This is a genomic window from Dyella sp. (assembly GCF_036384435.1).
Classification (GTDB): Bacteria; Pseudomonadota; Gammaproteobacteria; order Xanthomonadales; family Rhodanobacteraceae; genus GSA-30.
The window spans coordinates 1-21,180 of sequence record NZ_DASVMI010000022.1 but is presented as its reverse complement, the minus strand read 5'-3'; the positions used below and the strand labels follow the sequence as shown (position 1 = coordinate 21,180).

The 21,180-nt window shown below is 61.3% G+C and carries 18 protein-coding genes and 4 tRNA genes; 11 read left to right on the top strand and 11 right to left on the bottom strand.

The window, feature by feature from the left end; genetic code table 11:
- Positions 1-1,017, bottom strand: a 1,017-nt coding sequence (locus VF436_RS01905) for an ABC-F family ATP-binding cassette domain-containing protein (RefSeq protein WP_330902282.1), incomplete at its 3' end; no start/stop codon positions are given.
- Positions 1,018-1,374: 357 nt separating this feature from the next.
- On the opposite strand from VF436_RS01905, the gene VF436_RS01900 reads away from it, so the two are divergent.
- From VF436_RS01900 to VF436_RS01885, 4 genes are all read left to right on the top strand, one after another.
- Complete coding sequence (locus tag VF436_RS01900) at positions 1,375-1,710, top strand: hypothetical protein (RefSeq protein ID WP_330902281.1); 336 nt, start codon at positions 1,375-1,377, stop codon at positions 1,708-1,710.
- A gap of 163 nt (positions 1,711-1,873) precedes the next feature.
- Positions 1,874-2,908 carry an agmatine deiminase family protein gene (locus tag VF436_RS01895; RefSeq protein WP_330902280.1) on the top strand — a complete coding sequence of 345 codons (1,035 nt, stop codon included), beginning with the start codon at positions 1,874-1,876 and terminating at the stop codon, positions 2,906-2,908.
- Positions 2,909-2,962: 54 nt separating this feature from the next.
- Positions 2,963-3,853 carry a carbon-nitrogen hydrolase gene (locus tag VF436_RS01890; protein ID WP_330902279.1) on the top strand — a complete coding sequence of 297 codons (891 nt, stop codon included), beginning with the start codon at positions 2,963-2,965 and terminating at the stop codon, positions 3,851-3,853.
- Between the two features lie 76 nt (positions 3,854-3,929).
- Positions 3,930-5,162: a TraB/GumN family protein gene (locus VF436_RS01885; protein ID WP_330902278.1), complete on the top strand. Its 1,233-nt coding sequence runs from the start codon at positions 3,930-3,932 to the stop codon at positions 5,160-5,162.
- A 147-nt stretch (positions 5,163-5,309) separates the two neighbouring features.
- Here the strand turns inward: VF436_RS01885 and VF436_RS01880 are convergent, their stop codons facing one another.
- Positions 5,310-6,440: a glycoside hydrolase family 18 protein gene (locus tag VF436_RS01880; RefSeq protein ID WP_330902277.1), complete on the bottom strand. Its 1,131-nt coding sequence runs from the start codon at positions 6,438-6,440 to the stop codon at positions 5,310-5,312.
- Between the two features lie 123 nt (positions 6,441-6,563).
- Between VF436_RS01880 and VF436_RS01875 the strand changes: the two genes are divergently transcribed.
- The gene (locus tag VF436_RS01875) at positions 6,564-6,887 is read left to right on the top strand and encodes a cytochrome c (RefSeq protein WP_330902276.1); all 324 of its coding nucleotides are present in this window, start codon (positions 6,564-6,566) and stop codon (positions 6,885-6,887) included.
- A gap of 19 nt (positions 6,888-6,906) precedes the next feature.
- Positions 6,907-7,263, top strand: a complete 357-nt coding sequence (locus VF436_RS01870; protein WP_330902275.1) for a cytochrome c — start codon at positions 6,907-6,909, stop codon at positions 7,261-7,263.
- A gap of 432 nt (positions 7,264-7,695) precedes the next feature.
- Here the strand turns inward: VF436_RS01870 and VF436_RS01865 are convergent, their stop codons facing one another.
- Complete coding sequence (locus VF436_RS01865) at positions 7,696-8,304, bottom strand: NfuA family Fe-S biogenesis protein (protein ID WP_330902274.1); 609 nt, start codon at positions 8,302-8,304, stop codon at positions 7,696-7,698.
- Positions 8,305-8,462: 158 nt separating this feature from the next.
- Here VF436_RS01865 and VF436_RS01860 point away from each other — a divergent pair, with 158 nt between their 5' ends.
- Positions 8,463-8,798: a 4a-hydroxytetrahydrobiopterin dehydratase gene (locus VF436_RS01860; protein WP_330902273.1), complete on the top strand. Its 336-nt coding sequence runs from the start codon at positions 8,463-8,465 to the stop codon at positions 8,796-8,798.
- Entirely contained in the window at positions 8,795-10,306 is a 1,512-nt protein-coding gene (locus VF436_RS01855; RefSeq protein ID WP_330902272.1) for a type II CAAX endopeptidase family protein, read from the top strand. Before VF436_RS01860 ends, VF436_RS01855 begins: the two co-directional genes overlap by 4 nt.
- Before the next feature lie 131 nt (positions 10,307-10,437).
- On the opposite strand, the gene VF436_RS01850 is transcribed toward VF436_RS01855, so the two are convergent.
- Positions 10,438-11,421 (bottom strand): RluA family pseudouridine synthase, encoded by a 984-nt coding sequence (locus tag VF436_RS01850; protein ID WP_330902271.1) that lies wholly within the window; start codon positions 11,419-11,421, stop codon positions 10,438-10,440.
- A 337-nt stretch (positions 11,422-11,758) separates the two neighbouring features.
- Between VF436_RS01850 and VF436_RS01845 the strand changes: the two genes are divergently transcribed.
- Positions 11,759-15,082: an Rne/Rng family ribonuclease gene (locus VF436_RS01845; protein WP_330902270.1), complete on the top strand. Its 3,324-nt coding sequence runs from the start codon at positions 11,759-11,761 to the stop codon at positions 15,080-15,082.
- Between the two features lie 73 nt (positions 15,083-15,155).
- Here the strand turns inward: VF436_RS01845 and VF436_RS01840 are convergent, their stop codons facing one another.
- Complete coding sequence (locus VF436_RS01840) at positions 15,156-15,809, bottom strand: response regulator (RefSeq protein WP_330902269.1); 654 nt, start codon at positions 15,807-15,809, stop codon at positions 15,156-15,158.
- A 222-nt stretch (positions 15,810-16,031) separates the two neighbouring features.
- Between VF436_RS01840 and VF436_RS01835 the strand changes: the two genes are divergently transcribed.
- Positions 16,032-16,118 (top strand) — tRNA-Leu (locus VF436_RS01835).
- 300 nt (positions 16,119-16,418) lie between these two features.
- Here the strand turns inward: VF436_RS01835 and VF436_RS01830 are convergent.
- Both VF436_RS01830 and VF436_RS01825 read right to left on the bottom strand, forming a co-directional pair.
- Positions 16,419-16,492 (bottom strand) — tRNA-Cys (locus tag VF436_RS01830).
- Positions 16,493-16,570: 78 nt separating this feature from the next.
- Positions 16,571-16,646 (bottom strand) — tRNA-Gly (locus VF436_RS01825).
- 190 nt (positions 16,647-16,836) lie between these two features.
- Here VF436_RS01825 and VF436_RS01820 point away from each other — a divergent pair.
- The gene (locus tag VF436_RS01820) at positions 16,837-17,847 is read left to right on the top strand and encodes a S41 family peptidase (RefSeq protein WP_330902268.1); all 1,011 of its coding nucleotides are present in this window, start codon (positions 16,837-16,839) and stop codon (positions 17,845-17,847) included.
- 68 nt (positions 17,848-17,915) lie between these two features.
- Here VF436_RS01820 and VF436_RS01815 read toward each other — a convergent pair.
- From VF436_RS01815 to VF436_RS01800, 4 genes are all read right to left on the bottom strand, one after another.
- Positions 17,916-17,991 (bottom strand) — tRNA-Gly (locus tag VF436_RS01815).
- A 60-nt stretch (positions 17,992-18,051) separates the two neighbouring features.
- Positions 18,052-18,654, bottom strand: a complete 603-nt coding sequence (gene pgsA, locus VF436_RS01810) for a CDP-diacylglycerol--glycerol-3-phosphate 3-phosphatidyltransferase (RefSeq protein WP_330902267.1) — start codon at positions 18,652-18,654, stop codon at positions 18,052-18,054.
- Positions 18,655-18,763: 109 nt separating this feature from the next.
- Positions 18,764-20,590 carry an excinuclease ABC subunit UvrC gene (gene uvrC, locus VF436_RS01805; protein WP_330902266.1) on the bottom strand — a complete coding sequence of 609 codons (1,827 nt, stop codon included), beginning with the start codon at positions 20,588-20,590 and terminating at the stop codon, positions 18,764-18,766.
- Between the two features lie 41 nt (positions 20,591-20,631).
- A complete protein-coding gene (locus VF436_RS01800; protein ID WP_330902265.1) occupies positions 20,632-21,108 on the bottom strand; it encodes a low molecular weight protein-tyrosine-phosphatase in 477 nt (158 codons plus the stop codon).
- Positions 21,109-21,180 lie beyond the last annotated feature (72 nt).

Here is a 21,180-nt window from a genome sequence, read left to right as displayed (position 1 = left end):
AAAGCGCACGTCATGCAGGATAGCGGTCGGCGCCGCATCCCCGTCGCCTGGATAGCCAGCCTCGACCTCCTCGAGCTGCAGCATCGAATCAGGCAAGCGTTCGGGAATGGCGAACTCAAAACGGAAGGCGCGCTCGGCACGTACCGCTTCGGTCCCGGCCATCTTTTCCAGCCGCTTGACGCGCGACTGCGCCTGCTTGGCCTTACTGGCCTTGGCCTTGAAGCGGTCGATGAACGATTGCAGGTGCGCCCGCTCGGCCTGTTCGCGGTCGTGCGCAATCTGTTGCTGGCGCAGGTGCTCGGCACGCTGGCGCTCGAAGGCGCTGTAGTTACCGACGTAGAGGCGCCCTCGCCCCTCGGTCAGATGCAAGGTATGCGAGATCACGCCATCGAGGAATTCGCGATCGTGCGAGATCACCAGTAGCGTGCCCTGGTATCGGCGTAACCATTCTTCCAGCCATAGCACGGCGTCGAGGTCGAGATGGTTGGTCGGCTCGTCCAGCAGCAGCAACTCCGAGGGGGCCATCAGCGCACGCGCCAGGTTGAGGCGAACGCGCCAGCCACCGGAAAACTCCTGCACCGCGCGCTCGTGGGTTTCCGGTGAGAAGCCCAGGCCATGCAGCAAGCGCCCGGCGCGAGCACGTGCATCGTAGCCGTGCAGTTCCTCGATGCGATGGTGCGCCCGCGCCATGGCCTCGGTGTCCCCCCGGGCCTGGGCGTCGGCCTCGTCGCGCAACGCCACAGCCAGTTCCTCGTCGCCACCCATCACATAGTCGATGGCCGGATCAGGCAAGGCCGGCGTTTCCTGCGCCACCGAGGCCAAACGCAAGCGGGCGGGCATATCCAGCTCACCGGCGTCGGCCTCGAGCTTGCCCTGAAGCGCTGCAAACAGGCTGGATTTACCGCAACCGTTACGACCGACCACACCCAGGCGCCATCCCGACTGGATCACCAGGTCGATGTTGGAAAGCAGCAGGCGGCTGCCACGGCGCAGCGCGAAATGGCGAAAGGCAATCATGATTCACAGGCTCAGCGGAACAGGCAATCGGCCATGATAACCGCTGGGAATGGCGCCAGGGATGGGGATGGGGATGGGGGCGCAAGTTTAGAGCGACATAGGCAAGCCCGGTGCGTCCAACAGTCCGGCGCGGCGGTAAAACGCACGACACCACTCATCCAAGCATCCCGCTATCCGTCCCCCACAACCGATTCCCAATCCCTGGCCCTATCACGCCATACCCAGGCGCCCGTCCCCTCACGCCCTTGAAACTGGGTGGACAACGCCTACCCCATCGCATTGCCTGCAAGCGACGATGGCGGTAGCCATGCAGTTCTGCTAAAACGACGCGGCAACGCTTTGAGCGGGGGACCCTCCATGAATACGTTCTACAATCGCCTGGGGCTGGCTGCCCTGCTGGCTATCGCCCTGACGCCGGTCGCCGCCCAGGCTGACAATCTGTTGGTCAATCGCGTGCAGCAAGAGCAAGGCATGAACCTGCCGGGCCGCGGCATGAGCATGAGCCAGGTGGAAAAGCAGTTTGGCGCGCCGCAGCGCAAGCTCCAGCCGCGCGGTGGCGACAGCCGCAAGCACCCTGTGATCAATCGCTGGGATTACGCGAACTTCATCGTGTACTTCGAAAACAGCCATGTGATCCACTCGGTACTCAACACTCCGGCCGGCAACAACCGCAACCCGTCAAGCGCCAACTGACGCCGGCAACAAGGCTGGCCTGGAAGGACCGCGACTGGCGGTCCTTTTTTTGTGGATAAGCCTGCCAATCGGGACAGCTGGCGCGGTTGGCGCATGGTCACAACTCCCGCACACCCATCCCGTACAATCGGGCGCTTGTTCCTATCTTCACGACGAGATTCCCATGACCGACTCGACCCTGCGCCTGCCGGCGGAATGGGAGCCCCAGGGCGCCGTGCTCATTGCATGGCCGCATGCCGGCACTGACTGGGCTGATCGCCTGACCGAGGTGGAGACCACCTATGTCGCGCTGGCGGCGGCAGTGACGCGCTTCGAGCGATTGATCATCGTAGTCAGTGATAAGGCGTTGCGCGAGCATGTGCAACGCCAGCTCGACGGCAAGGGCGTGGCTTTGGACAAGCTGCGCTTCGTTCAGTTGCCTTATGACGACACCTGGCTGCGCGACTCCGGCCCGATCACGCTCAAGAATGCCCAGGGTGATTTCCAGCTCACCGACTTCCGCTTTACCGGCTGGGGCGGCAAATTCGGCGCCGAACAGGATGATGCGCTGGTACATGGCCTGGCCCAGGCCGGCGTGTTTGGCGATGCCAGCCACAAGCGCATCGACTGGGCGCTGGAAGGTGGCGGCATCGAAAGCGATGGCGAAGGCACCGTGCTGACGACCTGGCGCTGCCTCAAGCAGCGTCATCCGGAACAGTCACGCGAGCAGATGACCGCCATGCTCGAACAGAGCCTGCACGCCGACCGCGTGCTCTGGCTCGATCATGGTTATCTTGAAGGAGACGATACCGACGCCCATATCGATACGCTGGCGCGGTTTGCGCCTGGCGATCGCATCGTGTTCCAGGCCTGCAACGACCGCCAGGACCCGCACCATGACGAATTGCAGCGGATGGCCGGCGAACTGGCAGTGCTATGTAACCGCCAGGGCAAGCCATACGAACTGCATCCGTTGCCCTGGGCCAGGCCGATCCTGGATGAAGGGCGCCGGCTGGCTGCGTCGTACGCCAATTACCTGATCGTCAATGGCGCGGTACTGATCCCCGCCTATGGCGACGAGGCCGACGATGAAGCCGCCAGGGTGGTCGCAGCCGCGCATCCGGATCGCCAGGTGGTGCAGGTTCCGTGCCGCCCATTGATCTGGCAGAACGGCAGCCTGCATTGCATCACCATGCAACTGCCCGCTGGCCTGACCTGACCATTGATCAGTTCCAACCGGCCTCGTGCCGAACGACGTAACGGACATACCGCAATGACCCGCAAGACCCTCAAAGTCGCCTTGCTGCAGGAAACCGACCACGGCACCCGCGATGCCAACCTCGATGCGATCGAGACCGGCCTGCGCGAAGCGGCCGCCGCTGGTGCCGAACTGGTTCTGCTGCAGGAACTACACAATGGCGCGTATTTTTGCCAGCACGAATCCGTGGATGAGTTCGATCGCGCCGAGAGCATCCCCGGCCCGAGCACCGAACGCCTGGGCAAGCTGGCCGAGGAGCTCAAGCTGGTCGTGGTCGCCTCGCTGTTCGAGAAGCGCGCCGCGGGCCTGTACCACAACACCGCCGTGGTCTTTGATCGCTCCGCCCGCATCGCCGGCAAGTATCGCAAGATGCACATCCCGGATGATCCGGCCTTCTACGAGAAGTTCTACTTCACGCCGGGCGATCTCGGGTTCGAGCCGATCGACACCTCAGTGGGGCGTCTGGGTCTGCTGGTGTGCTGGGACCAGTGGTACCCAGAAGCTGCTCGCTTGATGGCGTTGGCCGGTGCCGAGCTGTTGCTCTATCCCACCGCCATCGGTTGGGACCCGAACGATGCGCAACCCGAAAAGGACCGCCAGCGCGATGCCTGGGTCACCGTGCAGCGCGGCCATGCCGTAGCCAATGGCCTGCCGGTACTTGCGTGCAATCGCACCGGTTATGAAGCCGACCCAGCTCATGTGGGCGCCGGCATTCAGTTTTGGGGCACCAGCTTCGTGACCGGCCCCCAGGGAGAGTTCCTGGCCCAGGCCGGTACCGACCGTCGTGAACTGCTCGTGGCCGAGATCGACATGGAGCGCAGCGAGAACGTCCGTCGCATCTGGCCCTTCCTGCGCGATCGCCGTATCGATGCCTACCAGGACCTGCTCAAGCGCTTTCGCGACTGAACCCCAGCCGGCGCAACTTGTGCCATCCTTGCGCCGGCCCCATGGATGAACTCCAGATTTCTCAACGACTGAGCGCATGAGCCTGACCGAAATCACCGAACTGCCATCCTCCGCCCTCGACGGCCAACCGATCGAGCGTATCGAACGCGACGGCGTGGAATATGTGGTGCTGGGCACGGCCCATGTGTCGCTGACCAGCGTGCAAGCGGTACAGGCCCTGCTTGAGCAGGAAACCTTCGATGCGGTGGCGGTGGAGCTGTGCGACAGTCGCGCCCAAGGCATGCGCGATCCCGAGGCCTTCAAGCAGATGGATCTCTTGCAGGTGATCCGCCAAGGCAAGGTCGGCATGGTTGCAGCGAGCCTGGTGCTATCCACCTTCCAGAAACGCCTGGCCGACCAGCATGGCATCGAACCCGGTGCGGAAATGAAGGCGGCGATGGAAGGTGGCGCCACGCGCAACCTGCCGGTATGGCTGATCGATCGCGAAGTGGGCACCACGTTGCGCCGGGCTTGGCATAGCGTGGGGTTTTGGAAACGTTTTGGCCTGATGGCAGGCCTCATGGCCAGCGTATTCGAACGCGAGGCCATCGATGAAAAGGAAATCGAGAAGCTCAAAGAAGGCGACATGCTCGAAAGCGCCTTCAGTGAATTTGCCAGTGAATCGGCTCCTCTCTATCGCAGCCTGATCGCCGAACGAGACAGCTTCATGGCTGCGCGCCTGCGCGAGCATGCCGAGCGCGCCGGTTTCGGCAGTGGCCGTAAAGTCCTGGTGGTCATCGGCGCCGGTCACCTCAAAGGCATGGGCGAACAGTTGCGCCATCAGCAGGAAGATCCGATCCTTACTGCCGCGGAACTGGCCAAGGCCCCGCCCAAATCACGCTGGCCAAAATGGGTGGCGCTGGGTGTGGTCATTGCGATCTTCGCGGCCATCGCCTTCGCGTTCCATAAGAACACCGCACTGGGTGCCGATGCCTTGCGCAACTGGGTGCTGTTCACCGGTGGCCTGTCGGCACTCGGCGCCATCCTCGCAGGCGGCCATCCTCTGAGCGTGGTGGCTGCCTTTGTCGCCGGCCCGATCAAGCCTTTCCGGCCAGGTATTCCCTCCGGCGGTATCAGTGCCATGGTCGAGGCCTGGATCCGCAAACCACGCGTGGCCGACTTCGAATCACTGCGAGATGACATCACACACTGGAGCGGCTGGTGGAAAAATCGCGTGGCACGAACGCTATTGAACTTCTTCCTTGTGTGCACAGGCACGATCGTCGGTGAATACAGCGCCGGCTTCCATATCCTCAAGAGCTTGATGTAGGCCTGCGCGTCTTAGGGAAGAGGAATGAGTATCCAGGGCGCCAGCTCGTACGTAATCCAACCACTTCAATGGCTCGCCCTGGGCCTTACGGCTTGAGTCAAGCATTCGGACTTACACCCTCGCTACTAGCCCCTTCCCGCCCGCACGTCAAGGCCCGCGCAACCCCTTGACCAGCACATCAAGCAACTGCTGCTTGGAATCCAGGCTCTGCTCCCAATACATCACACCACCAAGCCCGTGGCTTTTGACGTAAGCCGTCTTGGCTGCGAGTGATTGCGGATCTTCGTAGCTGATGAACGTGTGCGTCTGGGCATTCCAGAGCCAAGGAGCCTGCGCCTTGGCATCCCAGTGACGTACATAGCCCTGCTTGTCGATGTACTGCGCGTTGAGTTCGTCCCAGGAAGGCGCGCCAATGAATTGGGTGTAGGGCTGCTGTACACCGTCATGCTCTGCGGTGACTCCAGCAAACGCGCGTCCATAGAAGGCAACGCCCAGATTGAGCTTCTTCGCCGGCACGCCCGCGGCAAGGAACTGTTGCACGGCCTTGTCGCCGGAACGATCGTCAGCCGGTGTCCATTGCGAATGAAAGAGGCCGGCGTGATGTCCCGTCGTTGGCGTCAGGCTGGTATGGAAGTCATAGGTCATCAGATTGAACCAGTCCAGCGTTCGTCCCACTCGTTTCAACTCGATGCCCGCGACAAATTCGCTATCGGCAGCGGCTATGGTCAGCAGGTAATGCCTGCCTTGATGCTCATGGCCCAACTTGTCCAGTGAGGCACGCAGCTTCTCCAGCAGCAGACTGAAATGGCGGCGGTCGTCCGGCCGATGGCTGATGCCTGGGCCTGCCAGGGTCGGATATTCCCAGTCAAGATCCACGCCATCGAGGTTGTATTTCTCTATCAGCGCGAGTGCGCTGCGGGTGAATCGCTGACGCGAAGCGTCGTCCAGCGCCGCCTCCGAAAAGTGCCCCGCCCCCCACCCACCGACCGAAAGCACGATCCGCAGGGATGGATTGCGCTTGCGTAAGGCAGTGAGATCGGCCAGAGAAACCGGCGCGGTCGGGCTCTCCAGTACCGCCTCGCCTTGTGGGCTGACCTTGGCGAAAGCGAAGTTGATGACGTCGATCTTGTCCGGACTGATCGCCGGCAGGGGCTGTGCATCGGACACATAACCGACGATCCGGTAGTCGCCCGCGCTGGCACCGAACGGCATGAGCCACAGCGAGGCCAGCAGCAAGGCCAGCAGCAAGGCCATACGATTCAACCGATTGCGCAACATTCGCCCCTCCGCCCCGGCCTCGATGCGGACAGCATGAGCCCGATATTGTTCCGATTGGAAAGCAGCCACTATACTTCCGAGACTAATCTCCATGTACCAGCCGGAATCGTGGGAATGACCTTGATGACTCGACTGCAAGTGCTTGGCCTGACCTTGGCCGCAACTTTCCTCGCCACCGCCACGGTGCATGCGGAAGGTGACAAGGCCGCCGGACGTAAGCTCGTTTATACCTGCAACGGCTGCCATGGCGTTGTCGGCTACGAAAACGCCTATCCGCAGTACCCCGTGCCGAAGATCGCCGGACAGAACCAGCAGTTCATCATCAACGCGCTGCACGAGTACCAGTCGGGCGAACGCAAGCACCCGACGATGACGGCGCAGGCGCAGAGCTTGTCCGACAAGGACATCGAAGACATCGCAGCCTATCTGTCCAGTCTGGCCAAGTAAGCCGTCAAGGAGCCTTCGAATGATCCGCAAGCTTTCCCTGCTTTCGCTTGGCGCCATGTTGGCGTTCGCCTCCACCCAACTGATGGCCGAAGGCCACATCGATGCCGGCAAGCAGAAGGCACAGACCTGCTTCTCCTGTCACGGCACCGATGGTAATGCGGTTGATCCGCAGTACCCGCGCCTGGCCGGCCAGTACAACCTGTATCTGCAACAGGCGCTGCACGAGTACAAGAGCGGCCAGCGCTCCAACGCCATCATGAAGGGCTTCGTCGCCACGCTGTCCGATCAGGACATCGAGGACCTGGCCGCCTATTTCTCCAGCCTGCCGACCAAGCTCGATACGCTGGAGGGGCATATCCAGGGCGACAAAAACTAGGAAGTGAGATCGCCCGCTGCGCGGGCTGTGAGAAGTGAGGTCGGCTGCGTTGCAGCCGGTGAGGGGCGAAGACTTTTAGCGACAAGGGCGACAACGTCGCTTTTCCTCATGTTTTTCACAGCAGGCGCAGCGCGCGAAATCCTCAGCGCCGACAGCGCCGATCTCTCAAAATGGGTTGCCTACCTCTTCCACTATTCTTCGTCCTTGGCGTATTGATCGGTAAGGCCTTCTGGGGCGACACCGGTGCGGTCTGGGGCGCAGCGGCGGGACTTGCTCTTGGCTTGTGCGTTACCGGCGGACTTATCGTGTTGTTGCGCGGGCGAAGAGAGTAATTTGAGCGCCGAATCAGCAAGCGCCGCCACTCCTGCCCCCTCATGGCAAACGTTAGAGAGCGGCTTCACAGGCGCGAACGGTGCGGGGCTCTCGCTCCAGTCAACTCAACGCCGAATGGCCCTCCGCCCTGCTGTAATACGGATTAGCGCCGTCAGTGTGGTCGGTCGCATCGCGCACTTCGGTGATTTCCGGTACGCGTTCGCGCAAGGTCTTCTCCACACCTTGTTTGAGCGTCACATCGACCATGCCACAGCCGTGACAGCCGCCGCCGAATTGCAAGACGACCACACCCTGGGCATCGATTTCGAGCAGGCTGACGCGACCGCCGTGAGACGCGATCTTCGGGTTGATCTCGGCTTCCAGCACGTACTGCACACGCTCGACCAAGCCAGCTTCCAACCCGGGCAATTCACCCTTGATGCGTGGAGCGCGAATGTTCAGCTGGCCACCAGTGATGTTGGGCTCATAGTCGATGGTCGCGCCATCGAGCCATGGGGCACTAGGGCCATCGATATGGAAGTCGAAGCCATTGCATTCGACCGTCCATTCGTTGCCACGAAGTTCGGCCAACTCGCAAAATTCCAACTCGCAATTGGCCGCCGGCGTACCCGGCTGAGTCACACTCAGGCGAATACCCAGGCTTTCGATGCCCTGACTGGAAAGCAGGCGCAGAAAATGCTGTTGCGCGCGCTCGGAAATATCGATCATGTCTGCTCCAGATGACGTCGCGGCGGCCGGAACGGCGCCAGCGAGAATTAGCACCATTTTAGTACTGTTTCACAGCAAATGCGCGTCCATGACCTGTGCATGGGCCATTTAGGCACCGGCTTCTTTAAACTCGGTGCCTTCAAGCACTGGAGCTTCGCATGACCGATCTTGCCCGACAGCATTGCCAGCCACGCAAGGGTCCCGAACACGCACTGGACCGCACGACCATTGATGATCTGCTCGGGCAGCTTCCGGGCTGGTCGCTGGCAGCCGATGGCAAGGCCATCGTGAAGGATTTCAAGTTCGACGATTTCCATCGCACGCTTGGCTTCATCAATGCCGTGGGCTTCATGGCCAACCATGAAGATCATCATCCGGATATAGACGCCGGTTATGGACATTGCCATCTGCTCTGGTCGACTCACGACGTGGGCGGCCTGTCGCTGAACGATTTCATCTGCGCGGCACGCGTGGAAGCCCTGCTAGCCCGTTGAAGACGGCTACGCTCCTGCGTCGCATTGCCTGGTCCGCCAGCTTCCTGCTGGCGGTTGCCGTGCTGCTGTGGACCATGGCTGCCACATCCGCCTGGATCGTGCGTGGCGAACTGAACCGCGATGCACGTCAGCGGTTGTGGTTGCTGCAACACGACGAGCCATTGTGGCGTTGGTCGCCTCGCTATCCGCAGGACCTGGTCTCAGGTCATGCCTTCGGCAAGGCACACCTCCTCGTAGGTGTGGACGGTCTGGACAGCGTCAGTGGGGACGGCAGCCCCTTCGATCTCGGCTTGCCGCTGACTCACCCCGTCGATCTGCACCATTGGTCCACCTTGCTGATCCACGCCAAAAGCAGCTCTCCAGGTCGCCTTGGGCTGTCGTGGGAAACACCGGAGCAGAAAGGTTGTCTGATCGCCGATGTTGCCGAGCTATCCACGCACTCGAACGAAATTCGTGTGGATCTTGGCCACTTGCAGGCGCTTTCCTCCGATTCTGCTCATCCACTGTGTCAACTGCCGCAGGTCGCGACGATGCTCAGGCTGCGGCCGATCATTCCCGCCGGCGCATCATGGTTGCTCAAGGATGTGACCTTGCAAGCCGGCATGCCGATCCCTCCTCCTGCCACAGCCAGCCTGATGCTGGAAGGCTCCGTGGCCCAGGCGCGACAGCAATTGGCGAACTGGCATGCAGAACAGGCCGCCCCCAGGATTCGTCTTCCGACAGGTGCCAGCGCCGAGCAAGCGCTCACCCTTCGTGACGACATCCTTGCCAGACAACCGGGCGCCATCATCGCCACGGACAATCAGACCCTGACGCCTTCACCGCGCCTGACCTGGCTCCCGTGGCTAGGGTGGGCCGGTTGCATGCTCTACCTCGCGACATTGCTGTTCGCTGCGCAATATCGCACGCGTGAAAGCATCGCGTTGGCGCTGATCGTGCTCGGACCGCTTTGGCTGATCATCGGCCTGCAATGGCAATTGCACCCTTCGATACCGGCCATCATCGGCTTCGTAGGAGCGTTGGGCTTCGCCGCATGGCGCGAGTGGCACCTGCCACGACCGGTTACTTGGCGCTGGTTTGGTCCCGACAAAAATGGCTGGCTGTGGCCGCTCGGTCTGGTCATCGTAGCCTATGTCATGGTGTTGGCGGTCGACGGACATCACCTGCGCCCCCTGCCCTGGCGCCACGTGCTGATCTACCTGGTATGGGCAAGCCTGCAACAGTGGTTGATCCTGGTGGTGGTCATGCGCCGCTGGGAACAGTGGCGTTGGCCATCGGCGCTATGCGTCCTGGTCACCGCACTGACTTTCGCCTTGTTGCATACCCCAAACGGACTGCTCATGCAGATGTGCTTCCTGGCTGAACTTTATTGGGCCTGGTGTTTCCTGCGCACGCGCTCGCTCGCTCCCATCGCCATCGCCCACGCCGCTTGTGCGCTGATCGTGGAGGCAGGACTGGCCGGACCGGTACTGCGCTCGCTCGAAGTGAGCGGCCGCTTCTTCCTATAGGCGATCGGGAAATGGTGATGAGTGGCGGGGACGCAATGGTTGAGATTGCGCCGCGCCGCAATCTCGCAGGATGCCATCGAGGCTGGTGGACTGCCTGACACTGACGACACGCTTGCGTCCCCTTCAGGCATTCAATGGCGCCCGCGAATCCGTCCCTTGGGGCCTTTGGTGGACAACACATCGAGGAAGTGCTTCAGATCGTCTGGAAGGGGCGCTGAGAAGGCATAGGCGCGGCCGTCCACTTCGAAGCTCATATGGGCGGCGTGGAGGAACAGGCGATTGAGGCCCCATTCCTTGAAACGCTTGTTGGCTTCGCGGTCACCATATTTGATGTCTCCGGCCAGCGCGTGCCCGACATGCTGAGCATGCACTCGGATCTGATGGGTGCGGCCCGTGCCGAGGGTGGCCTGCATCAATCGAGCGCCAGGGTATTGTTCCATCTCGCGAAAGAAGGTCAGTGAGGGCTTGCCATTCTCGGCCACTCGCACCATCCGCTCACCGCCCTGGAGCACAGACTTGAGCAAGGGCGCATTCACGTCGAACTTCGCCTTGTCCGGATGCCCGGTCATCAGGCACAGGTACTGTTTGGTCACCGTGTTGGCACGAATCTCCGCTTGCAGGCCGGTCAGTCCGGCGCGGGTCTTGGCGAACACCAGCACGCCACTGGTGTCGCGGTCCAGGCGATGAACCAATTCCAGATGCTCCTGGGGCCGCGCCGCGCGCAGTAGTTCGATGGCACCGAAACTGACGCCGCTGCCTCCGTGGCTGGCCACACCGGCCGGCTTGTCGATGACCAGGAAATGCTTGTCCTCGAAGATGACCGCATCCGTCACGCTGGTCACAAGATGCTCGGGCGGCCCCTGCTCTACCGGGCGCTCAGCCACCCTGACAGGTGGAATGCGCAGCGTATCACCCTCGGCGAGACGCGTATCGGGTTTGGCTCGCTTACCATTTACACGCACCTGCCCGGTGCGCAACAAGCGATAGATCATGCTCTTGGGCACGCCCTTGAGCAGGGTCATGAGTGCATTGTCGATGCGCTGGCCATCCCTTTCCGGGCCAACTTGAACTTGACGCACCCCTTGAGGTGCGTCGGGGGAAGTTACCGTCTGCATTGAAAAAAACCTGACGAGATAGGATACTCGGATGGCGCTGCGCCCCGTCCGATGAAAAATTCGGTTGGAGCGGTCAGCCCGCCCGCGACGCCGGCGAGGATAGCGCTGGCCGCCATATTCGGCAGCCGGTCGCTGCTCCCTTTCATCGTAACGGTTCGGGTTGTCGTTTGTCCGGTATCGAGGGGTACTGCGACAGAAGAGCGTGACCCAGAGAATCACCCCGGGACCAGAAACGGTTCCGTCACAAGCCGCTTAACGCAGCGGCGCGATCCCCGGCAGGCCGCCCTTCTGGCGCCACCGCGGCACGCGACGCGCGGTGAGCCGAGGAAAAATTACAATGAAGCGTATGTTGATCAACGCAACTCAGCGTGAGGAGTTGCGTGTGGCCATCGTTGATGGTCAGACCCTTTACGATCTCGATATCGAAATCCCGTCCCGCGAGCAGAAAAAAGCCAATATCTACAAAGGCCGCATCACTCGCGTCGAAGCCTCGCTTGAAGCCTGTTTCGTTGACTATGGCGCCGAACGCCACGGCTTCCTGCCGCTCAAGGAAATTGCCCGCGAGTACTTCACACCGGGCCTGGACCCGAACAAGGCCAATATCCGCGACCTGATCAAGGAAGGCCATGAGATCGTGGTCCAGGTCGAGAAGGAGGAACGTGGCAACAAGGGTGCCGCCCTGACCACGTTCATCAGCCTCGCCGGCCGCTACATGGTACTGATGCCCAATAACCCGAAGGCCGGTGGTGTATCGCGCCGGATCGAGGGCGAAGATCGCCAGGCATTGAAGGAGGCCTTGGAGCATCTGACCGTACCGGACGATGTAGGCCTGATCGTGCGCACCGCTGGCATGGGCCGCGACGCCGAAGAGCTTCAGTGGGACCTGGACTACCTGCTGCAACTGTGGAAGGCGATCTCCCAGGCCGCCAGTGCGCAGAAAGCACCTTTCCTGATCTACCAGGAATCGAAGCTATTCATCCGCGCGTTGCGCGACTACCTGCGCAACGACATCGGCGAAATCCTCATCGACGAGGAATCGCTGTACCAGGATGCCCGCGACTTCATGCAGCAGGTCATGCCCAATGCCCTGCGCAAGCTCAAGCTGTACCGCGACGATACCCCGCTGTTCTCGCGCTACCAGATCGAGACCCAGATCGAGAGCGCCTTCGAGCGCAGCGTGCGCCTGCCGTCCGGCGGATCGATCGTGATCGACCAGACCGAGGCCCTGACCGCCATCGACATCAACTCGTCGAAGGCCACCAAGGGAAGCGACATCGAAGAAACCGCCTTCAACACCAACTGCGAGGCGGCCGTTGAAATCGCCCGGCAGTTGCGCATCCGTGATGCCGGCGGCCTGATCGTTATCGACTTCATCGATATGGACAGCCCCAAGCATCAGCGCGAAGTAGAAGAGCGCCTCAAGGACGCCCTCAAGCTTGATCGCGCGCGTGTGCAGATCGGCCGCATCTCACGGTTCGGCCTGTTGGAGATGTCACGCCAGCGTCTGCGCCCCAGCCTGGGCGAAGCCACCCAGAATGTCTGCCCCCGCTGCGAGGGCCATGGCCACATCCGTGGCGTGGAGTCGCTGTCGCTGTCGACCCTTCGATTGATCGAAGAGCATGCCATGAAGGACAACACCGGCCAGGTGCTGGTGCAGGCTCCGCCGAGCGTGGCCAACTTCATGCTCAACGAGAAGCGTGCCAGCGTGGTGGAGATCGAGCTGCGCAACAAGGTGCATGTGGTCATCGTTGCCGACGACAAGCTCGAAACGCCGCACATCGAGATCCAGCGCATCCGCGAAGCGGACATGGGTGAGCACAGCAAGCCAAGCTACGAACGTTTGACCGCCGTGGAATCCACGCCCATCCCCAAGATGGGTCAGGCGCTGGGCAGCAGCGAACAGCCCGCCGTCAGCGGCATCATGCCCGCCTCGCCCGCGCCCATGCGCGAAGAGGCGGCGGCCCAGCCGGTTGTCGCTCAAGCGACGACCAACAAGCCTGCAGCAGCACCCGTGGCGGCCAGCGGCGGCCTTTTTGGCTGGATTCGCGGCCTCTTCGCCGCTCCAGCTCCCGCCCCGGCTCCGGTGGCGCCTGCCGCAGCGCCCTCGCAGCGCAAGGAGTCGCGCGGCAGCGAACAACGCGGCAATCGTCGCGACGAACGCGGTAATCGCGGCAACCAGCAAGGGAGCAACAAGCAGCAGCGGCGTGAAGCGCAGCAACAGCAGCCCAAGGTCAGCCAGCAGCAACCCCAGGCCGGCAAGGACAAGGACAAGAGCCAGCAACAAGGGCAGCCACGCCAGCAGCGCAACGAAGCGCAGCAGCCACGCCAGCCACAGGTCAAGCAGGAAAATACACGCCAGGAGCGCCAGCCCAAGGCCGCGCAGGAAACCGCCGCCCAGCAGCCTCTGCAAAACGAACGCAAGCCACAGCCAGCCACCCCTGCCTTGCAATCGGTCCAGCAACCCAGGCAGGAGCGCAACCCGCGCCCGGCCCAGGCGGCCTCGCCAGCTGTGCTTGATCAGGCTGCGACAGGAGGGGACAAGGATCTCACCCTGACCACGATCGTCGATGCGACGACCACGCCAGGTGCCGAGACTGGAACATCCGCCGAAGGCGAAGCTGCGCCCGCACGTCGTCGTCGTGGACGTCGTGGTGGTCGCCGTCGCCGTCGCCACGAAGACGGCGCCGCGCAGAACGTACAAACCGATGGCCTGCCGGTGGATGACGCCAGCGACCTGGACGACGAAGACCGCCAGGAGCAGGCGGTTTCCGAGCCGGTACAGGCAAAGGCACCCACGCACACGCCGGTTGCCGCCGCCCCCGTTTCAACGGCAGTGGCCGCCGTCGTGGCCGTCACTTCGACCGAGGCCGCCCAGGCTCCGATACAGGCACCGGCGATCGACACACAGGCGAGTGGCGAACATCCTCTTGTCGGTCAGGCCACAACAACAATTTCTGCCGCGCCCATTCGGACCACTCGGACAGATCTGGAAACACCCCCGGAAGTCCATGCGTCGGCACCGATCGCCCCTTCATTCAACTTGCCAGCCCTGCCGCCCATTCCGCAGGCCGAGTCGAATAGTGAAGATGCGATCACCGTACACACCTCCGAAGGCCATGCCGCTCAAGACCATCTTGAGCCTTCGCCCACGGCAGCGTCGAATGCGCGCGTCGAGGAAAGTACCTCGACGGCGGCCTCGTCATCGCATGAACCTGTTGCCGAGGCCGCTACCCCGGTGATCTCCGCCTCAACCCATGCAGATGCGCCCGTGACCGAGCCGGCGACCGCAGCAGCCCGCGAAGACCAGACCATCGATTTCCACGGTCAGGCACCGCTGGCGCATACAACGCTGGCTTTTGCCGAAGCGGCGCCGCAGCTCGTAGCCATCGAAACCAAGGTGGAGCCCGTCGGGGAAGCACGCACTGTCGAACCACCTCCCGTGGTCGAGGTTTCCGAGGCTCAGGCTACTACCCAGGAAACGGCGCAAGAAACCGCTCAGGAATCTCCGAAGGTCGTAGCACCGCCGACGCAGGGTGACCTGCTGGCCGATGCCGGTGTACACCATACCACCCAGGAGCCTTCAGCTCCGGCAGCCGAGGCCCCTGCCGCGCCCGAAGAAGAGAAGCATAAGCAGGAACACGATACCGACAAGCAGTCCTGAGCGACCTCGACATCGACGCCAACAAAAAAGCCGGGACATGTGCCCGGCTTTTTTGTTGGCGTCCGAGCGGCTCTCAGCCGCCAACCTGGTTGTTGTGCGTATCGAGCAAGCCATGCACCGTCATGAGATGCGCCAGACCGACGACGTGGTCGATCTGTAGCTTTTCCATCAGACGCTGCTTGTAAGTCGATACGGTCTTAGGACTGAGGTTGAGCTGCTCACCGATGGTGGTCAGCGGCTTACCACGCACTAGCATCATCGCCACTTCGAGCTCGCGACTGGACAAGTTGTCGAAGGGCGATCCCTCTCCATCCAGCGTGGCCAGAGCCAATTGCTGAGCCACTGCCGGCGCAAGATAGCGACGTCCGTAAGCGACCTGACGCACTGCACCGAGCAGTTCGTCGGCTCCGCAGCCCTTGGTGAGATAGCCCAGCGCCCCGGCATCGAGTAAACGCTTGGGAAAACGCGCGTCATCGACAACGGTGACCACGATGATGCGTGTTTCCAGCTTGGCACGCGCCACACGTTCAGTCAGTTCGATGCCGCTCATGCCAGGCATGTGCACATCAACCAGTGCGATATTCGGTTCCAGCGAACGAATCAAACGCAGCCCTTCCTCGGCCGTCCCGGCTTCCGCAACGACGCTGATGTCATGTTCTTTGTCCAAGATCATGCGAAAGCCGGTGCGCACCAGCTCATGGTCGTCGATAAGTATTGTCTTGATCACTCTTATGCCCTCCCTGGGTAAGGTACCTTGAAGTTAGGATGCGCGCTAAGCCATTGCAAGCGTAAGCGCGCCCACAAAGCACCTTTGGTTGCCCCAGAAAGCAATTTCAGAATTACCTGACAACGTTGACGGGTCTTAACTCGCTTTGAGCATGGCAAATCATCATAGATGAGTCTCACTGCCCAGCATGCTAGGATTCACCGCCTCGCGAACAGGTTTTCCGCCCGGATGGCGAAATTGGTAGACGCAAGGGACTTAAAATCCCTCACCCTCGCGGGTATGCGGGTTCGATCCCCGCTCCGGGCACCATCACTGCATTCTTTCCCATCACCGGCTTCCATGTAGGAACGCCCCACAGCGCCCTCGAGTGACGAAGTTCGTTTACGGGCCCAGTCCTACGTCGATGCGCCCTACATTGAGCAGGCATGTCCTTACTCACGCACTAGCATTGCTCTGACGAATGGATGGCGAGCTCACATCGATTGCATGTCGTTTGCGACACACCAGAGCACCTCGTGCTGAAGCGCACGGAAACGGTATATAGCCCTGAAGCGAGAAACCGTGACCACAAAAAAAACGGCGCCACCAGGGCGCCGTTTCGTATCGCGATGGAGGCCAGGGTCGGAATCGAACCGGCGTACACGGCTTTGCAGGCCGCTGCATGACCACTCTGCCACCTGGCCATCTATGCGACAGAAGCCCATCAGGGCTTCTGTGCACCGATAAAACAAAACCTCGGGGGCACCGAGGCTTTGACTAACTGGAGCGGGAAACGAGACTCGAACTCGCGACCCCGACCTTGGCAAGGTCGTGCTCTACCAACTGAGCTATTCCCGCATCGGAGCTCGAAATCATATCAGAACATCTGGATTTGTGAAGGGGGTGGCGTGAAATTTTTCCGATATATGACGCTCCTGATCCCATGGGCGAAACAGCCCCTGCCAGAAGGCAGGATTGACGCGGTATGGCGCCAGATCGTTATGTCTGGGGGTTAGCACCGCCCTCCTCCGCCATCGTGTTCATACTCATGACAAGACTTCGTACACGCCCCTACACCTTCATTGCTGGCCTGTTGGCTAGCCTCACCCTCGTCGCCATGACGGCGGCGCATGCCCAAGACCCGGTATTGTCCGATGCCGACGCTCGCGAGGTCATGAAGACCCTCAGCCGGGAACTGGTCAAGGGCTATCCATTTCCCGATCTATCCAAGCGCTACGCCAGGACACTTGCCGATGCGGCCAGGTCTAATCGGTACGAAGGGCTGGACCATTGCGACTTCGGCAAGAAATTGACCGAGGAACTGCGCGCCACCCACAAGGACGTCCATTTGGGCGTGTATTGCGAAAGCCGCTTCCGTGCTCCTCCGGTCGCCGGCCATGGCGCCAAGCCTGCTGGCGAGGACACCAGTATCGAAACCGTGGAACTGGATAAAAATCTGGCGAGCGCCTACATCCAGTCACAGGGCGCCTGGGGTGAGGATCAGGACAACTACGATGCCGTCGTCAATGCGATGGGGCTGGCCGCGCACGCCAAGTACGTGATCATCGATATCCGCAACAATCCCGGTGGCAGCGGCACCATCGGCCGCCTATTCGCGTCGTATTTCTACGGGACCGGCGACGAGCAGTTCTATTTGAACGGCTTTCACAAGGACCGCAGCAAAGATATCCAGGAATGGACCTATAGTTATGTGCCTGGCAAGCGCTTGCCGAACGCCAAGGTATACATTCTGGTCAACAACCGCACTGCATCGGCTACCGAGGGCTTTGCCTATGCCATGCAGCGACTCAAGCGTGCCACGATCGTCGGCCAGACCACCGCAGGTGCGGGTATCGCCGGAAGCATCGTCGATCTCGGCCACGGTATGCGCGCTTTCATTCCCGTCAAGATGGTGGTCGCACCACGTACCGAACAGGGATGGGAAGGCGTAGGAGTGAAGCCGGACGTCGAAACAGCTCCGGGCGAAGAAAAGACCAAGGCACTTGAATTGATCAAGGCCGATCTCGCGACATCGACTTCCACCCCCGATGCACCATGAAAGCCAGACAGCAAAAAAGGCCCCTCGGGGCCTTTTTTGAAACTATCGCTGAGAGCCAATAGTGAAACTGGAGCGGGAAACGAGACTCGAACTCGCGACCCCGACCTTGGCAAGGTCGTGCTCTACTAACTGAGCTATTCCCGCATCGGAGTCGCGCATTTTAGCGATTAAAAAAGTACCGTCAAGCCTCTGTCGCAAAAATTCTCAGGGCTCGGCGCGATCGGATGTTGCCGCCATCGCATCGCCACGCAGCATCGGCCAAGCGGCCCGCAGATAGTGCAGGCCGGACCAGATCGTGAGGATGCCGGCAATGACCAGCAAGGCCTCACCCACGTGGTAAAGCCGTAGGGCTTCGGCATCGTGCTGCACGATCAGCACGACCAGCGCAAACATCTGCATCACCGTCTTCAGCTTGCCCACGAAAGCCACTTTCACAGTGGCACGCATACCAATTTCGGCCATCCATTCGCGTAGTGCGGAGATGCTGATTTCGCGACCGACGATCACCGCCGCCGTGACCGCCATCACGATACCCGGCCAGCCACCACGGTGCGATTCCACCAGCAGGAACAAGGTGACCGCTACCATGAGCTTGTCGGCGACCGGATCGAGGAACGCGCCAAAGGCCGAAGTCATGTTGAGGCGACGAGCCAGATAGCCATCGAACCAGTCAGTCACAGCAGCCAGCACGAACACGATCGCCGCGGTGAAGTTGTGCCACCGGAACGGCCAATAGAACACAAGCACCATCACTGGCAGCAGCGCGACACGAAAAAGCGTCAGCCAGGTTGGCAAGTTGATACGCATCGATTCAATCCGTTCCTGGGAGGCGCCGGGCCCTTGGCAAGGGCCTGGGGGACTCAGTGCTCAAGTGTCGCATGAATGGGCGGGACCCATTCCGTTATGTGGTTCAGATTCACGCATGCAAGGCATCGTAGATACGCTCGGCCAAGCCACGATCGATACCTTTGACCTGCATCAACTCTTCCACGCCTGCCGCCTCGACCCCGGCAAGGCCACCGAAGGCTTTGAGCAAGGCCGAGCGCCGACGCGCACCCACCCCCTGGACATCCTCCAGTACGCTCCGTTCACGCGCCTTCTCGCGCCGCTTGCGGTGTCCGCTGATGGCAAAACGGTGGGCTTCGTCACGCACGGCTGCAACAAGATGCAAGGCCGGGGACGCCGGTCCGGGATGCAGTTCGCGGCCGGTATCGGCGAGCACCAGTGTTTCCTCGCCAGCGCGGCGGCCCGGCCCCTTGGCCACGCCCACCACTCGGATACCGTCCACTCCCAGGGCATTGAGCACATCCAGCGCCTGCGATACCTGGCCGCCACCGCCATCGATCAGCAAAATATCCGGCTTGACGCCCTCGCCCTCAGCGACCTTGCGAAACCGGCGGGTCAATGCCTGGTGCATGGCGGCATAGTCGTCACCGGGCGTGATGCCTGCAATGTTGAAGCGACGATAATGGGATTTTTCTGGCCCTTCCGGACCGAACACCACGCACGACGCCACGGTTGCCTCGCCCATCGTGTGACTGATGTCAAAACATTCGATTCGGCGCGGTGCAGCGTCGAGTTCCAGCAGTCGTTGCAGATCATCAAAACGTGCACCCAGCGTCTGCCGGCTGGCTAAACGGGCAGTCAGCGACGCTTGCGCATTGCGCTCGGCCATTTGCAGGAAGCGCGCGCGTTCGCCACGTACGCTGGTCTTCAACTCGACCGAATGCCCCGACTGCTCGGTCAGCAGGTCAGCCAGGATGGCGCAGTCGGTCGGTTCGTCACCCAGAATGAGTTCGCGCGGTACTGGGCGATCAAGGTAATACTGCGCAATGAACTGACCCAGCAGATCACCCGGCTCGGCATCTAGCGGCAGGCGTGGATAGAAATCGCGGGTGCCCAGGCTGATGCCATTACGGAAGAACAACACACTCACGCATGCCAGGCCCGATTCGATGCGGCAGGCGATCACGTCCATGTCGGCGCTGGCGCCCTGCACATGATGCTCGGCCTGCAACTTGCGCAAGATCGAGATCTGGTCACGCGCTGCTGCCGCGCGCTCGAACTCAAGCGCTTTGCTTGCCTGCTCCATCGAATCGACCAGTTCGTCGATCACGGCGCGACTACGGCCCTCAAGGAACATTTCAGCGTGACGAACATCATCGCGGTAGTCATCCACGCTGACCAGTTCCACGCACGGCGCGCTACAACGACCAATCTGGTGCTGTAGGCATGGCCTGGAACGATTACGAAAATAGCTATCTTCGCACTGGCGTACCTTGAACAGCTTCTGCATAAGGTTCAGGCTTTCTCGCACCGCGTAAGCGCTCGGATAAGGTCCGAAGAACTTGCCGGGCAGATTGCGCGCGCCTCGATGAAAGGCAAGTCGCGGATAATCCTCGCCGCCGGACAAATAGATATACGGATAGCTCTTGTCGTCGCGCAACATGATGTTGTAGCGCGGCTTGAGCGACTTGATCAGTTGCGATTCGAGTAGCAGGGCCTCGCCTTCGGTGCGCGTGACCGTGATTTCACAGCGGGCGATCTGCAAGATCATCGAGGCGATGCGTGGCTCCATCCTCGGCTTGAGAAAATAGCTGCCGACACGCTTCTTCAGGTTGCCGGCCTTGCCGACATACAGGAGTTCATCCCCATCATCGAAGTACCGATAGACGCCGGGAGAACTGGTCAGTGTCTTGACGAAAGCCTTGCCGTCGAACGGTGGCTGGGGACTGGGCTGCATTCGGCTATTCTAGCCGGTCGGTCAAGCCTACGGGGCCCGGCTTAGCGTCGTGCCAAGCGGCTGATCAATCCGGCCACTCCGCGTTCAGCCAGCGCGACGGAGGCGGCAAAACCGGCCTCGTCACCGTAATACGGATCAGGGAATTCCTGGGGCTCGTCGATGCCACTCCAGGGCAAAAACAGCGCCACCCCAGCTACCGGAACAGGCTGGGCCAGGCGTTGGATGTCGCTCAGGTTCGACCGATCCATCACCAGGATGAGATCGCATTGCGGCAAGTCACGGACGTCGAACTGGCGGGCCCGGTGCGACGCTAGGTCATAACCGGCGGCATGAGCCGCCGCCTGCATGCGTGCGTCCGCCCCCTTCCCTACATGCCATCCATCGGTACCGCTGGAAACGACCTCGATCGCCATACCCATGCGACGCAGGCGCTCACGCGCTACGACTTCGACCAGGGGAGACCGACAAATGTTGCCAAGGCAGACGAAGTGAATCCTGGAAATCGCATGTGTGCTCATGATTCGTCGATCTTATGGCGGCACACGCCGATGGCAGGGAGGTGACATTATTTTACACTTTGCCCGGCGAAC

What these genes read in the sequence shown, in the direction of transcription:
- VF436_RS01860 (WP_330902273.1), top strand. Translation starts at nt 8,463, where the DNA reads ATGACCGATCTTGCCCGACAGCATTGCCAGCCACGCAAGGGTCCCGAA.
- VF436_RS01845 (WP_330902270.1), top strand. Translation starts at nt 11,759, where the DNA reads ATGAAGCGTATGTTGATCAACGCAACTCAGCGTGAGGAGTTGCGTGTG.
- VF436_RS01900 (WP_330902281.1), top strand. Translation starts at nt 1,375, where the DNA reads ATGAATACGTTCTACAATCGCCTGGGGCTGGCTGCCCTGCTGGCTATC.
- VF436_RS01850 (WP_330902271.1), bottom strand. Translation starts at nt 11,421, where the DNA reads ATGCAGACGGTAACTTCCCCCGACGCACCTCAAGGGGTGCGTCAAGTT.
- pgsA (WP_330902267.1), bottom strand. Translation starts at nt 18,654, where the DNA reads ATGCGTATCAACTTGCCAACCTGGCTGACGCTTTTTCGTGTCGCGCTG.
- VF436_RS01885 (WP_330902278.1), top strand. Translation starts at nt 3,930, where the DNA reads ATGAGCCTGACCGAAATCACCGAACTGCCATCCTCCGCCCTCGACGGC.
- VF436_RS01870 (WP_330902275.1), top strand. Translation starts at nt 6,907, where the DNA reads ATGATCCGCAAGCTTTCCCTGCTTTCGCTTGGCGCCATGTTGGCGTTC.
- VF436_RS01865 (WP_330902274.1), bottom strand. Translation starts at nt 8,304, where the DNA reads ATGATCGATATTTCCGAGCGCGCGCAACAGCATTTTCTGCGCCTGCTT.
- VF436_RS01820 (WP_330902268.1), top strand. Translation starts at nt 16,837, where the DNA reads ATGACAAGACTTCGTACACGCCCCTACACCTTCATTGCTGGCCTGTTG.
- VF436_RS01880 (WP_330902277.1), bottom strand. Translation starts at nt 6,440, where the DNA reads ATGTTGCGCAATCGGTTGAATCGTATGGCCTTGCTGCTGGCCTTGCTG.
- VF436_RS01890 (WP_330902279.1), top strand. Translation starts at nt 2,963, where the DNA reads ATGACCCGCAAGACCCTCAAAGTCGCCTTGCTGCAGGAAACCGACCAC.
- VF436_RS01875 (WP_330902276.1), top strand. Translation starts at nt 6,564, where the DNA reads ATGACTCGACTGCAAGTGCTTGGCCTGACCTTGGCCGCAACTTTCCTC.
- VF436_RS01800 (WP_330902265.1), bottom strand. Translation starts at nt 21,108, where the DNA reads ATGAGCACACATGCGATTTCCAGGATTCACTTCGTCTGCCTTGGCAAC.
- uvrC (WP_330902266.1), bottom strand. Translation starts at nt 20,590, where the DNA reads ATGCAGCCCAGTCCCCAGCCACCGTTCGACGGCAAGGCTTTCGTCAAG.
- VF436_RS01895 (WP_330902280.1), top strand. Translation starts at nt 1,874, where the DNA reads ATGACCGACTCGACCCTGCGCCTGCCGGCGGAATGGGAGCCCCAGGGC.